At 70.6% G+C, this 13,301-nt stretch carries 10 protein-coding genes; 7 read left to right on the forward strand and 3 right to left on the reverse strand.

The window, feature by feature from the left end; all coding sequences use genetic code 11:
* Positions 1-3: 3 nt before the first annotated feature.
* The gene (locus ACRQ4B_RS08200) at positions 4-603 is read left to right on the forward strand and encodes a helix-turn-helix domain-containing protein (RefSeq protein WP_439694205.1); all 600 of its coding nucleotides are present in this window, start codon (positions 4-6) and stop codon (positions 601-603) included.
* A gap of 214 nt (positions 604-817) precedes the next feature.
* Here ACRQ4B_RS08200 and ACRQ4B_RS08205 read toward each other — a convergent pair whose 3' ends face one another.
* On the reverse strand, positions 818-1,849 hold the full coding sequence (locus tag ACRQ4B_RS08205; protein WP_439694206.1) for a cation diffusion facilitator family transporter: 1,032 nt from the start codon (positions 1,847-1,849) through the stop codon (positions 818-820).
* A gap of 233 nt (positions 1,850-2,082) precedes the next feature.
* Between ACRQ4B_RS08205 and ileS the strand changes: the two genes are divergently transcribed.
* Genes ileS through ACRQ4B_RS08230 form a run of 5 tightly spaced genes read left to right on the forward strand, consistent with a single transcriptional unit; the run spans position 2,083 to position 8,523 of the window.
* Positions 2,083-5,331 (forward strand): isoleucine--tRNA ligase, encoded by a 3,249-nt coding sequence (gene ileS / locus ACRQ4B_RS08210; RefSeq protein ID WP_439694207.1) that lies wholly within the window; start codon positions 2,083-2,085, stop codon positions 5,329-5,331.
* On the forward strand, positions 5,328-6,773 hold the full coding sequence (locus ACRQ4B_RS08215) for a bifunctional folylpolyglutamate synthase/dihydrofolate synthase (protein WP_439694208.1): 1,446 nt from the start codon (positions 5,328-5,330) through the stop codon (positions 6,771-6,773). Before ileS ends, ACRQ4B_RS08215 begins: the two co-directional genes overlap by 4 nt.
* Entirely contained in the window at positions 6,770-7,195 is a 426-nt protein-coding gene (locus tag ACRQ4B_RS08220; RefSeq protein WP_439694209.1) for a DUF4233 domain-containing protein, read from the forward strand. Before ACRQ4B_RS08215 ends, ACRQ4B_RS08220 begins: the two co-directional genes overlap by 4 nt.
* Before the next feature lie 38 nt (positions 7,196-7,233).
* Positions 7,234-7,653, forward strand: a complete 420-nt coding sequence (gene ndk, locus ACRQ4B_RS08225; RefSeq protein ID WP_079238588.1) for a nucleoside-diphosphate kinase — start codon at positions 7,234-7,236, stop codon at positions 7,651-7,653.
* Between the two features lie 18 nt (positions 7,654-7,671).
* Positions 7,672-8,523, forward strand: coding sequence for a DsbA family protein (locus ACRQ4B_RS08230; RefSeq protein ID WP_439694210.1), 852 nt, complete (start codon positions 7,672-7,674; stop codon positions 8,521-8,523).
* 106 nt (positions 8,524-8,629) lie between these two features.
* On the opposite strand, the gene ACRQ4B_RS08235 is transcribed toward ACRQ4B_RS08230, so the two are convergent.
* Together ACRQ4B_RS08235 and ACRQ4B_RS08240 are read right to left on the reverse strand one after the other, a co-directional pair.
* Entirely contained in the window at positions 8,630-9,478 is an 849-nt protein-coding gene (locus ACRQ4B_RS08235) for a DsbA family protein (protein WP_439694211.1), read from the reverse strand.
* Between the two features lie 111 nt (positions 9,479-9,589).
* Positions 9,590-10,192, reverse strand: coding sequence for a vitamin K epoxide reductase family protein (locus ACRQ4B_RS08240; RefSeq protein ID WP_439694212.1), 603 nt, complete (start codon positions 10,190-10,192; stop codon positions 9,590-9,592).
* Positions 10,193-10,459: 267 nt separating this feature from the next.
* Between ACRQ4B_RS08240 and ACRQ4B_RS08245 the strand changes: the two genes are divergently transcribed.
* Positions 10,460-13,300, forward strand: coding sequence for an Rne/Rng family ribonuclease (locus ACRQ4B_RS08245; protein ID WP_439694213.1), 2,841 nt, complete (start codon positions 10,460-10,462; stop codon positions 13,298-13,300).
* Position 13,301: the final 1 nt, after the last annotated feature.

Below are 13,301 nucleotides of genomic sequence, written 5' to 3' on the forward strand. Positions count from 1 at the left end.
CGCATGGACGAACCGATGCGCCGCGGTGGGCGACCCCGACGCTCGAGTGCCGAGGTCCTCGCGGACGCGGCCGCCGAGCTCTTCCTCGAGCAGGGGTACGGCCGCACCACGGTCGACCACATCGCCGTCCGTGCCGGGGTGAGCCGCGCGACGTTCTTCAACTACTTCACCGCCAAGTCCGACGTGCTCTGGCTCGACCTGGACGCCGCGGTCGCGTCGTTGCCCGGGCTGCTGGCGGCGTCCGCCGAGGCGTCCACGGTCCGCGCCGTCGAGGAGTCGCTCCTCGCCGCCGCCCGCGCGCACGACCCCGACCGGGTCCCGTGGGCGATCGCGCAGGCCGAGGTGATGGGCATCGGGTCCGAGCTCGTGGCGAGCGTCGCGACCCGGGTGATGGCGCAGCACGCGACCGTCTCGGCCTTCGTGGCGAGCCGGACCGGGGACCACCCGGCAGCGCTCTGGCCGCAGACCGTGGCCGGGGCGATGCTCGGTGCGGCGGCCGCGGCGTTCGGGGTGTGGGTGGCGGACGGGGTCGCCCGCCGGCCGCTCGTCGAGTACGTCGGCGCGGCGCTCACCCCGGTGGCGGCAGGTCTCGACGCGCGCTGACCGCGCGGCCGCCGCGCTGCCGCCGCGCCGCGGCCGTGCCGCGGCCGTGCCGCGCCGCCGCGCCGCCGCGCCGCCGCGCCGCCGCGCCGCCGCGCGGTCGCGCCGCCGCGCGGTCGCCGGCGTCCCGAGTCTCGCGCGGAGCGACACGTCGCGGGCCCCGCGCCCCGAGCGGCGTCGCCCAGACCGAGACTCGGCCCGGACCGCCACCCCCGCGTCAGTCGGCGCGGAGCGTCCCGGCACCGCCGGCGGCCACGTCCTCGGCGGTGCCGTCCCGGACCACCTCGGGCACGTCGTCGTCGGCGGGCACGAGCGAGTCGTCGTCCGGGTAGCTCAGCGTGAGGACGGCCTCCTCGATGTACTGGCTCTCCTCCAACGACTTCTCGACGTCGCGCAACCGGACCGCGACGTGCTCCTCGTTCTCGTTGCCGGTCAAGTCGACGGCGGCCACGAGGTACACGCGCGACGGTCCGACGAACTCCAGGTGCAGGTACGTCACGCGCTCGATCTGCGAGCGGCCGAGCAGTTCGACGAGCACGGCGTTCTCGAGCTCCGGCGAGGTGCTCTCGCCGAGCAGGAACCGGCGGTTGCGGTCGATCAGGATGATCGCGACGACGCCGAGCAGGACGCCGATCGCGATGGAACCGATCGCGTCGAACACGGCGAGGCCGGTGACCTGGTGCAGGAACACCCCGAGGAACGCGACGACCAGGCCGATCAGCGCTGCCGCGTCCTCGGCGAAGACGGCACGCAGGGTCGGGTTCGACGACTGCAGCACGTGCCGGAGCACCGGCACCTTCCGCTTCGTCGCCGCGCCGTGCGCCTGCCGGTAGGCCTGCAGGAAGCTGGTGCCCTCCAGGCAGAACGACACGGCGAGCACGATGTAGTTCAACGCGACGTCCTCGGCCGGGCCGGTCTCGCCGAGCTCGCTGATGCCGTGGTAGATCGACACGATCGCCCCGGCGGTGAACAGGCCGAACGCGGCGAACATCGACCAGATGTACGTCTCGCGGCCGTACCCGAGCGGGTGCGCGGTGTCGCGCGTGCGGGCACCGCGACGTTCGGCGACGAGCAGGAAGATCTCGTTCCCGGTGTCCGCCCAGGAGTGCGCGGCCTCGGCGACCATGGACGCCGATCCCGAGATGAGCGAGGCGATGGTCTTCGCGATCGCGACGAGCAGGTTCGCGCCGAACGCGATGACGACGGTGAGCATGGACTCCGGGCGGTCCTGCTCCGAGGAGGCGGGCATCGCTCCAGCATGCTCCTGTCCGCTAAACTCGTGCACACAGGCGTCGATCCGGCCATCACCGGGGAGCCTCCGGAAGAACGCGGGACCCTCGGGTGCCGTCAGTAGAGCCGGGCGGTCCGGGCCGTGAACACCCCGGCAACGAGCGGTCGTACGGATCCCGTAAGGCAAGCGAGGTGGTACCGCGGAGCACGCTCCGTCCTCGTGGAGACCAACCGAACCCACAAGGAGCCCCGGTGCCGTACCCGCTCAACTCCAGCAACGACGGAGTCACCCCGTCGCCGTCCTTCCCCGCCGTCGAGCAGGGGATCCTCGCCTTCTGGAAGGGCGACCGCACCTTCCAGGCGTCCATCGACCAGCGCGAGGGCTGCCCGGAGTGGACGTTCTACGACGGCCCGCCGTTCGCCAACGGGCTGCCGCACTACGGCCACCTGCTGACCGGGTACGCGAAGGACGTCTTCCCGCGCTACCAGACCATGCGCGGCAAGCAGGTGCACCGACGGTTCGGGTGGGACACCCACGGCCTGCCCGCCGAGCTCGAGGCGATGCGCCAGCTCGGCATCACCGAGAAGCACGAGATCGACGAGATGGGCGTCGACGTCTTCAACGCCGCCGCGCGGAAGTCGGTGCTGCAGTACACCGACGAGTGGCAGCAGTACGTCACCCGTCAGGCACGCTGGGTGGACTTCGAGAACGACTACAAGACCCTCGACGTGACCTTCATGGAGAGCGTGCTCTGGGCGTGGAAGCAGCTCTGGGACAAGGGCCTGGCCTACGAGGGCTTCCGGGTCCTGCCGTACTGCTGGAACGACCAGACCCCGCTGTCGAACCACGAGCTGCGCATGGACGACGACGTCTACAAGATGCGTCAGGACCAGTCCGTCACGGTGTCGTTCCCGCTGCAGGGTGCGCGCGCCGAGGCGCTCGGGCTGGCCGGCGTGCGTGCGCTCGCCTGGACGACGACCCCCTGGACCCTGCCCACGAACGCCGCCCTGGCCGTCGGGCCGGCGGTCTCGTACGTGGTGCTCCCTGCGGGGCCGGGAGGCGCGGCCGACGGCGCCGACGCCGGTTCCGTCAGCTACGTGCTGGCGTCGGACACCGTGGCCGCCTACGCGAAGGACCTCGGCTACGAGACGGCGGAGGACGCCGCTGCCGCGGTCGCCCGCACCCTGACGGGCGCGGAACTCGACGGCGTCGAGTACGAGCGCCTGTTCGACTTCCTCGCCGACGCCGAGGGGATGGAGCACGCCTGGCGCATCCTCGTCGCCGACTACGTCGAGACCGGCGAGGGCACCGGCATCGTGCACCAGGCTCCGGCGTACGGCGCCGACGACCAGGTGGTCTGCGCCGCCGCGGGCATCCCCGTGGTGCTGTCCCTCGACGAGGGAGGCGTGTTCACGTCGCAGTTCGGCGAGGTCGCGGGGATGCTCTGGTCGGACGCGAACAAGCCGCTCACGAAGGCCGTCCGCGACGCCGGTCGCCTGCTCCGCCAGGCCTCCTACGAGCACAGCTACCCGCACTGCTGGCGCTGCCGGAAGCCCCTCATCTACAAGGCCGTGTCGTCGTGGTTCGTGCGGGTCACCGAGTTCCGCGACCGCATGGGCGAGCTGAACCAGGACATCAACTGGGTGCCGGACAACGTCAAGGACGGCCAGTTCGGCAAGTGGGTCGGCAACGCGATCGACTGGTCGGTGTCGCGCAACCGGTACTTCGGCACGCCGATCCCGGTGTGGCAGTCCGACGACCCGGAGCACCCGCGCACCGATGTGTACGGCTCGCTCGAGGACATCGAGCGTGACTTCGGCCGCCTGCCGATGAACGCCGAGGGCGAGGTCGACCTGCACCGTCCGTTCATCGACGACCTGACCCGCCCGAACCCCGACGACCCCACGGGGAACTCGACGATGCGCCGGATCACCGACGTCTTCGACGTGTGGTTCGACTCCGGGTCGATGCCGTACGCCCAGGTGCACTACCCGTTCGAGAACCGCGAATGGTTCGACTCGCACAACCCGGCGGACTTCATCGTCGAGTACATCGGACAGACCCGCGGCTGGTTCTACGTCATGCACGTGCTCTCCACGGCGCTGTTCGACCGTCCGGCCTTCCAGAACGTCATCAGCCACGGCATCGTGCTCGGCTCGGACGGCCAGAAGATGTCGAAGTCGCTCCGGAACTACCCGGACGTGTCCGAGGTGTTCGACCGTGACGGCGCCGACGCGATGCGCTGGTTCCTGATGTCCTCGTCGGTGATCCGCGGTGGCAACCTCGTCGTCACCGAGGAGGGCATCCGCCAGGGCGTCCGCGAGTTCCTGCTGCCGCTGTGGTCGACGTACTACTTCTTCACCCTCTACGCGAACGCCTCGGGCGACGCCGGGTACGAAGCGACCCGTCGCACCGACAGCACCGACGTGCTCGACCGCTACCTCCTCGCGAAGACCCGCGTGCTGGTGTCCGACGTGCAGCAGCACCTCGATGCGCTCGACACCCCGCTGGCCGCCCAGGCCGTGCGGGACTTCGCCGACGTGCTCACCAACTGGTACGTCCGGCGTTCCCGTGACAAGTTCTGGCTCGGCGCGGAGTCCTCGCCCGAGGCCCGGGCCGCGTTCGACACGCTGTACACCGTGCTCGAGACGCTGACCCGTGTCGCCGCACCGCTCGCGCCGCTCGTCACCGAGGAGATCTGGAAGGGCCTCACCGGCGGGCGCAGCGTGCACCTGACCGACTTCCCGGACGCCGACGAGTTCCCCGCCGACGACGCCCTGGTGGCCGCGATGGACCGGGTGCGCGACGTCGCGTCGAAGGGCCTCGCGCTCCGCAAGGCCACCGGCAAGCGGGTTCGGCTGCCGCTCGCGACGTTGACGCTCGTCGTGCCCGACCCGGCCGCCGTCGAGCCGTTCGCCGACATCCTCCGCGACGAGCTCAACGTCAAGGGGGTCGTGCTCGAGCAGCAGGAGGAGTCCTCGCTCGCCCGCTACGGCATCGAGCGGAAGCTCACCGTGAACGCCCGCGCCGCCGGTCCCCGCATCGGCAAGCAGGTGCAGCAGGTCATCCCCGCCGCCAAGCGGGGCGACTGGGTCGCGACCGAGTCCGGCGTGACCGTCGGCGGGATCGACCTCGTCGAGGGCGAGTACACGCTCGACCTCACGGTGGCGGACGACTCCGTCGCCGTGGCGTTCCTCGACGGCGGTGGCTTCGCGGTGCTCGACACCGTGACCACCCCCGAGCTCGAGGCCGAGGGGCTCGCCCGCGACGTCGTCCGCGCCGTGCAGCAGGCCCGTCGCGACGCCGACCTCGACGTCAGCGACCGGATCGCCCTCACGCTCGGCGTGGACGCGTCCGCCGACGCGGCGGTGCGCACCCACCAGCAGCTCATCGCGGGGGAGACCCTGTCGACGAGCGTCCAGATCGTGCCCCTCGGGGCAGGTGCCACCACCGACGTCGGTGACGGTGCGAAGGTGACCGTGGAGGTCTCACGCGCATGAGCGATTTCCCCGAAGACCCGTCCGAGGACGGCATCGAGATCCCGGTCGGACCGGCCGGCGACCCGAACCCGGTCGAGGCCGTGCCCTACGGCGCCGACGACGACGAGGTCCGGCGCGTCGAAGCGGCGCTGTACGCCCGGATCGGCGAGCAGTCGCCAGAGCACCGGCTGTCGGCGACCCGTCGCGCCGTCGAGCTGCTGGGCGACCCGCACCTGTCGTACCCGGTCATCCACCTCACCGGCACGAACGGCAAGACGTCGACCGCGCGGATGACGGAGAGCATCGTGCGGGCCCACGGGCTCCGCACGGGGCTGATGACCAGCCCGCACCTGGTGTCGATCCGGGAGCGCATCGTCATCGACGGCGCGCCCATCGCGGCCGACCGGTTCGTGGAGAACTGGGACGACATCGTGCCCATCCTCGAGATGACCGACCAGGAGCTCACCGCCAAGGGCGAGCTGCCGCTCACCTTCTTCGAGGCGCTCACCGTCCTCGCCCTGGCGTGCTTCGCCGAGGCACCGGTGGACGTCGCCGTGATCGAGGTCGGGATGGGCGGCGAGTGGGACTCCACCAACGTCGTGCAGAGCCAGGTCGCGGTGTTCACCCCGATCGCGATCGATCACGCGAAGCAGCTCGGCAACACCGTCGCCGAGATCGCCCGCACGAAGTCGGGGATCATCAAGCCGTCCTCGTCCGTCGTGTCCAGCGCCCAGACGCCCGAGGCGCTCGCCGAGCTGCAGCGGGCCGCCGAGCTCACCGAGTCCACCCTGGCGGTGGAGGGCGACGGGTTCCGGGTCGTCGACGTGACGCCGGCGGTGGGCGGGCAGCTCATCACCGTGCAGGGCATCGCCGGGCGGTACGACGACCTGTTCCTGCCGGTGTTCGGCCGACACCAGGCCGACAACGCAGCCGTCGCGATCGCCGCCGTGGAGTCCTTCCTGGGCCGCGGGTCGCAGCCGCTCGACGAGGACGTCCTCTCCGAGGGCCTGGCAGGGGCGACCAGCCCGGGGCGGCTCCAGCCGATCGCCACGGGGCCGACCGTCGTGGTCGACGCCGCACACAACCCGCACGGGGCCCGTGCCCTCGCCGACGCCCTGCCCGTGGCGTTTCCGTCCGAGCACGTCGTCGGCGTCGTCGGGATCCTCGGCGACAAGGACGCCCGTGGCTTCGTCCGGGCGCTGAAGGACACCGTCGCGACGTTCGTCGTGACCCAGCCGCCCGGGGAGCGCGCCCTCGACGCGGACGAGTTCGCGCGCATCGTCGTCGACGAGGTCGGCGAGGACCGGGTGGTCGTCGAACCCGCGATCGCCGCCGCCCTGCAGGAAGCGCGCGACCTGGCGGACGAGGCGGACGCCGAGGACGCCCTCGTGCTCGTCGCAGGCTCCATCGTCCTGGTGGGTGCGGTCATGGACCTGGTGCACACCGAAGGCGAGGCGAAGTGACGGACGCGAACCGTGCCTCCAGGCCGACCGGACCGGGCCGCGCTCCGCGGGTCCGGAAGCCGCGCCGCGACCGCGGGGCGCGCGAGAGCCTGCTCTCGATCAGCCTCGTCCTCGAAGCGATCATGTTCTTCTTCCCGATGCTCGTCGTGTTCGGCAAGGGGACGCTCCCGCCGGCAGCGGCGTTCGGCGGCGGCATCGGCGCGATGGTCGTGCTGGCGCTGGCCTCACGCCTGACCGGCAACCGCGCCGGTGTATGGTTCGGGTGGCTGCTGCAGGCGGCCATCCTCGCCACCGGGTTCATCGAACCGTTCATGTTCGCGGTCGCCGTGGTGTTCCTGGCGCTGTGGGTCTTCTGCTTCGTCAAGGGCGGTCAGCTCGACCGGCAGAACGCCGCGCGCCGGGCCGCACTGGGCGAGGACTGACCACCCCTCCGACCCCGCGAACACACTAGGAGTACTGCGTGTCCGACCTCGAAGAGACCCTCGTCCTCGTCAAGCCCGACGGCGTCGCCCGCCAGCTCACCGGTGAGATCCTCCGCCGGATCGAGGCCAAGGGCTACGAGATCGTCGACCTGAAGATGCTCACCGCACCGCGCGACCTGCTCGACGCGCACTACGAGGAGCACCAGGGCAAGCCGTTCTTCGAGCCGCTCGTCGAGTTCATGCAGTCCGGCCCGGTCGTCGCCGTGCGCGTCGCCGGCAACGGCGTGATCGCCGGCTTCCGGTCGCTCGCCGGCACCACGGACCCGACCTCGGCCGCGCCCGGCACGATCCGCGGCGACCTCGGCCGCGACTGGGGCCTCAAGGTGCAGCAGAACCTCGTGCACGGCTCCGACAGCACCGAGTCGTCGGCCCGCGAGCTCGCGCTCTGGTTCGCCTGAGGACCGGGGGAGTCACCGATGACCAACAACAACAACCGTCCCACCAAGAACGAGCGCCGGGCCCACGCCCGTGACCTCGCCCGTGAGCGTGCTGCCGCCGAGAAGCGTCGGAAGCGCCGCAACAAGTGGTTCCTGCAGGGCGGGATCGGCCTCGGCATCGTCGCGATCGCAGCCATCGTCGCGATCGTCATCGTGAACGTGAACAACGCGGCCACGGTCTCCGCGGCCGGCCCGGAGAACATGGCGACCGGTGCGATCCAGTTCACCGGCGGTGACGGCAAGGTCACCCCGGTGACCACGAAGGCCGTCTCGGCGAAGGGCACGCCCTCGGCCGTGCCGACGTCAAACTCCGACGGCGCCGTCGCGGTGACCGAGTACGTCGACTGGGCCTGCCCGGTGTGCAAGCAGTTCGAGGTCGCCTACGCCGACCAGATCCTCGACAAGGTGAAGTCCGGCGACGCCACGCTCGCGATCCAGCCGGTGTCGATCCTCGACCGCAGCTACCAGAACTCGCGCTACGCCAGCCGTGCCGCGAACGCCGCGATGTGCGTCGCGAACTACGCGCCGGACAAGTTCCTCGACGTGCAGACGCAGTTCTTCGACAACCAGCCCCAGGAAGGCACCACCGGCCTGACGAACGCCGAGATCGCGAAGCTCGTCACCGCGGGCGGCGCGACCGGGTCGAACGTCTCCGAGTGCCTGTCGAGCGAGCAGTTCAAGGGCTGGGTGACGAAGTCCACCAACCTGGTCACGAACGACAAGGCGCTGCAGGGCACCCAGGGCTTCGGTACGCCGACGATCGTCGTGAACGGCAAGCGGGTCGACACGCTGACGAACGTGATCAGCGAGATCGAGGCCGCCGCCAAGTAGTCGGTCGCGCAACGCAGATCGCCTCGAACCACGGACTTCCGTGGTTCGAGGCGATTCCTGTTGTGCGGGTCCGACCGGCGCCGCCTCGCAGGTCAAGCGCCGCGGGTCAGGCGCCGCCGTTCTGGTCGACGAACGCCGCGAACGCGGACGTGTCGGTGAGCGAGCCGGTGTACTGCTTCCCGTTCACGATGATCGTCGGCGTGCTCGTGACCTTCGGCAGCGAGGAGTTCGGGATCTCCTGGGTGAGCACCCGGTTCGTGGCGTCGGCGACCCACCCGGCGAACCGCTGGTCCGTGATGCACGACGCCACGTCCGGGTTCGTCGCACCGGCCGCCTTCGCCAACGACGCGAGCTTGTCGTTCGTGAGCCCGCGGGTGCTCTCGGACGGCTGGTTCGCGTAGAGCGACGTGTTGTACGCCAGGAACGCGTCGGGGTCGGAGTTCGCGACGCACGCGGCGGCGGCAGCAGAGCGGGTGGAGTACTTCGACCCGAGCGACACCCGGTCGAGCAGGTTGAACGGGTGCAGCTCGAGCGTCGCCGTGCCGGCCTCGACCCACTGCTCGATCTGCGACATCTGGCTGGTCTCGAACTGGTTGCAGTACGGGCACATGTAGTCCGAGTACACCGTGATGTTCGCGACCGAGTCGTCCTGCTTCGTCGGGGTCGGCTTCCCGCCCTCGGGCGTCGCCGTGGTCGTGACGGGGACGATCTTCCCGTTCACCCCGTGCAGCAGGACACCGTCGCTCGCCATGTTCCTCGGCCCGGGGCCGCTCGGTTGGACCGAGTTCGCGATCACCACGACGACGACCGCGACCACCGCGAGGCCGCCGACGATGATCCCGCTGATGCCCAGCGTCCGGTTGCGGCGACGGCGCGCCTGCTCCTTCGCACGTGCCGCTCTGGCGCGCTCCCGCGCCGCGTCCCGCCGTGCCTTCTTGCTCTCGTTCTCGCTCATCGAGATCGAGCGTAGGTGGCGGGTGCGCACGGATCGGGCGTCCTGGCTGGGAAGGCCCCCGGAATTCAGTGACGCGTCATCGACTGATCATCGACAACCCTCAGCGAAGGCTCAGAAGGACGACAGCAGGGTCGGGAACTTGATGAGGATCGTGACGATGATGACCAGGTAGTTCGCCAATGGGAAGGCCCAGCAGAAGGGGAGCAGGACACGCCCGACCCGCTGGGTCCCGGCACCGAAGCGACCCTGCGCGGCGTTCCAGATCGTGAACACCCAGAACATCGGGATCGTCATCGACCAGACGAGCATGCACCAGGGGCACAGGGCGCCGATGAACCACACGGTCTGGGTGAACAGCCACGTCACGAAGACCCAGGCGAGGAAGACGCCCGCGTTGAAGGCGATCCAGAACCAGCGCGACCCGTTCCGGAACCCGGCGAGCAGCATCACGGCCACCGCGATCGGCGCGACGAAGCCCATCACCCCGAGGAGCGGGTTCGGGAAGCCGAACAGGTGCCCCTGCCAGCTCGCCATGACGTCGGAGCAGCTGATGAACGGGTTGACGTCGCAGGACAGCACCTTCTTCGGGTCCGCGTACTTCGCGAACTCGTCGAGGACGAGCGAGAAGGACCCGTACAGACCGACCACGCCGGTGATCAACAGGAACACCGCGATGGCGATCGGACGGCGGGCGACAGGTGCTGGCGTGCTCACGGCGTCATCATCGCATGTCCGTTCCGGTCCTTTCCGGGTGCGGCATGCGATAATCATCGGAGGTCGTGCGGCCATCCGCACGACGATGAGAGCTTTCCGGGCGCCGCCCGGACGATCAGGTGCGGTGAGAGCGCACCGTGACCGGGATGCGCGAGACGCACCGGTCACAAGACAGCGAACGCGGGGGCGTGGTCGCCACCCGTCACAACTACAGAGTTCCCGCCGCCCGACACGGGCGCGAGCGGGGTCAAGGAGTGCACCAGGTCCATGGTGGAGCAGAACAACGACAACACGAACAACGAAGAAGTCGCGCCGAAGCGTCGCGGTCGCCTGTTCGGCGGCCGTCGCGCCCGGTCGGCGGGCAGCCTGGAGGCACGGGGTGACGGCACCGACACCGGTCCGGTCGCCGAGACGGTCGCGCTGACGGACGACGCGGTCGCTCCCTCGACGGCGGCTCCCGTCGCCGAGCCGGCACCGCTGTCGGTCGAGGTCGACGAGGTCGCCAGCCCGAGCGACGAGCCGCACGACGTGAGCACCGTGACCGGCTCCGTGCCGGTCGTCGAGGCTGGCGACGCGCCTGCCGTGCGCGACGAGGCGGCGGCGAGCACCGCCTCCCGTCCGGAACCCGCGCCGACGGCGGACGAGCCGGAGGCGACGGAGGCGGCCGAGCCGTTCGTCCCCAAGGCGACGAGCACGCTCAGCCTGATCTTCCACGCGCCGGTGCTGCCGGACCTGCCGCAGCGTGCCCCGCAGGCGGACGAGGACGACGACGACTTCGGTGGCGGCCGCCGCCGCTCGCGTCGCCGCGGCACGAGCGCGGACCGCGAGCCGCGGGAGCCGCGCGAGCCGCGGGAGCCGCGCGACCACCAGGAGCCGCGCCGCCGCGAGGTCGAGTACATCACCGAGCCGCAGAAGGTGAAGGGCTCGACCCGACTCGAGGCCAAGAAGCAGCGCCGCCGCGACGGCCGTGACGCCGGGCGACGCCGCCAGGTCGTGACCGAGGACGAGTTCCTCGCCCGCCGCGAGAGCGTCGACCGCCAGATGATCGTCCGGTCCAGTGCCTCGAAGATCGAGATCGGCGTGCTCGAGGACAACGTCCTCGCCGAGCACTACGTGACGAAGTCCCACAACGTGTCGCTCATCGGCAACGTGTACCTCGGCAAGGTGCAGAACGTGCTGCCCTCGATGGAGGCAGCGTTCGTCGACATCGGACGCGGGCGCAACGCCGTGCTGTACGCCGGCGAGGTCGACTGGAACTCGGTCGACACCGGCAACCACGGCCGTCGCATCGAGGCCGCGCTCAAGCCCGGCGACAAGGTCCTCGTGCAGGTCACGAAGGACCCGGTCGGCCACAAGGGCGCCCGGCTCACCAGCCAGGTCTCGCTGCCCGGTCGCTACCTCGTCTACGTGCCGAACGGCTCGATGAACGGCATCTCGCGCAAGCTCCCGGACACCGAGCGTGCCCGGCTGAAGAAGATCCTCAAGGAGGTCCTCCCCGAGCACGCCGGCGTCATCGTCCGCACCGCTGCCGAAGGGGCGACCGAGGAGCAGCTCACGCGCGACGTGCAGCGGCTCACCAGCCAGTGGGAGGCCATCCAGAAGAAGGTCTCGAACGGCAACGCGCCGGTCATGCTCCACTCGGAGCCCGACCTGCTCGTGAAGATCGTCCGCGACGTCTTCAACGAGGACTTCACGAAGCTCATCATCGACGGGTCCGCCGCGCGCGAGACGATCGACGAGTACCTGACCGCGGTCGCCCCCGACCTGAAGGACCGCGTCGAGCTCTACGACGGCCCGGACTCCTTCGAGGAGTACCGCCTCAACGAGCAGATCGAGAAGGCCCTGGACCGCAAGGTCTGGCTGCCCTCCGGTGGTTCGCTCGTCATCGACCGCACCGAGGCCATGACGGTCGTCGACGTCAACACGGGCAAGTTCGTCGGCTCCGGCGGCAACCTCGAGGAGACGGTCACGAAGAACAACCTCGAGGCCGCCGAGGAGATCGTCCGCCAGCTCCGGCTGCGCGACATCGGCGGGATCATCGTGGTCGACTTCATCGACATGGTGCTCGAGTCGAACCGCGACCTCGTGCTGCGCCGGCTCATCGAGTGCCTGAGCCGCGACCGCACGAAGCACCAGGTCGCCGAAGTCACCTCGCTCGGCCTCGTGCAGATGACCCGCAAGAAGATCGGCGTCGGCCTGCGCGAGTCGCTCGACGAGGTCAACGCGAAGGTCAACGACAACAACGCGGACCCCGGCCCCTCGAAGGGTCGCCGCAAGGGCCGCAACGGGAACGGAGCCTCGAACGGCAACGGCAACGGCAACGGCAACGGCAACGGCGGGGGCGCCTCGGCGTCGTCGAACGGCTCGTCGTCGCACACGCACCAGATCACGGACGACGTCAAGAACGCCCTGTCCCGGATCGCCGCGTCGACGCTGCCGCACGAGGAGCACGACGGGGCCGCGTCGCCCGTGTCCGCCACCTCCGCGGTGTCGGCTGCGTCCGTGCCGTCGGCGCCCGAGGCCGCCGAGGCCTCGTCCGCACCGCAGGAGCACGGCGAGCAGCCCTCCGGGTCGAAGCGCCGCCGCCGCCGTGGCGGTCGGGGCGCCGGTGCACCGGACACGACCTCGACCGCGCAGGGCGCTCCCGAGGCGGCAGCGTCGGCCGAGGCTGCCGCGCAGTCGAGCTCGTCGTCGAGCTCGCCGTCGAGCTCGACGTCGAGCTCGACGTCGAGCGAGCCTGCCGCGTCGTCTTCGGCGCCCGAGCCGAACGCTGCTCCCGCGCCCGTCGTCGAAGCCCCCGCGCCCGTCGCCGAAGCCCCCGCCAAGGCGCCGACCCGTCGCCGGGTCAGCTCGAGCGCACCGGTGACCCCGACGGAGACCTCCGTCGCGATCCTGGACATCCCGATCGCCGCCACCAAGCGCGAGCCGCGGCCCGTGCGCGACGACGCGGAGTCCCTGCTCGACTCGGTCCTGCAGGCGCTCCCGGAGCCGAAGCAGCCCGGACAGGGCCGTTCGCGGTCGCGCCGTGTGTCGTCGCCGAGCATCAGCGCTCCGGCGTCCGCCGACGCCGACACCACCGACGACGGCGCAGTGATCCTGGGGAACTGAC

The organism is Curtobacterium sp. SP.BCo, assembly GCF_051903265.1.
GTDB lineage: Bacteria > Actinomycetota > Actinomycetes > Actinomycetales > Microbacteriaceae > Curtobacterium.

Coding starts and splice junctions, on each gene's coding strand:
- ACRQ4B_RS08200 (WP_439694205.1), top strand. CDS start 4: ATGGACGAACCGATGCGCCGCGGTGGGCGACCCCGACGCTCGAGTGCC.
- ACRQ4B_RS08205 (WP_439694206.1), bottom strand. CDS start 1,849: ATGCCCGCCTCCTCGGAGCAGGACCGCCCGGAGTCCATGCTCACCGTC.
- ACRQ4B_RS08215 (WP_439694208.1), top strand. CDS start 5,328: ATGAGCGATTTCCCCGAAGACCCGTCCGAGGACGGCATCGAGATCCCG.
- ACRQ4B_RS08230 (WP_439694210.1), top strand. CDS start 7,672: ATGACCAACAACAACAACCGTCCCACCAAGAACGAGCGCCGGGCCCAC.
- ACRQ4B_RS08235 (WP_439694211.1), bottom strand. CDS start 9,478: ATGAGCGAGAACGAGAGCAAGAAGGCACGGCGGGACGCGGCGCGGGAG.
- ACRQ4B_RS08245 (WP_439694213.1), top strand. CDS start 10,460: ATGGTGGAGCAGAACAACGACAACACGAACAACGAAGAAGTCGCGCCG.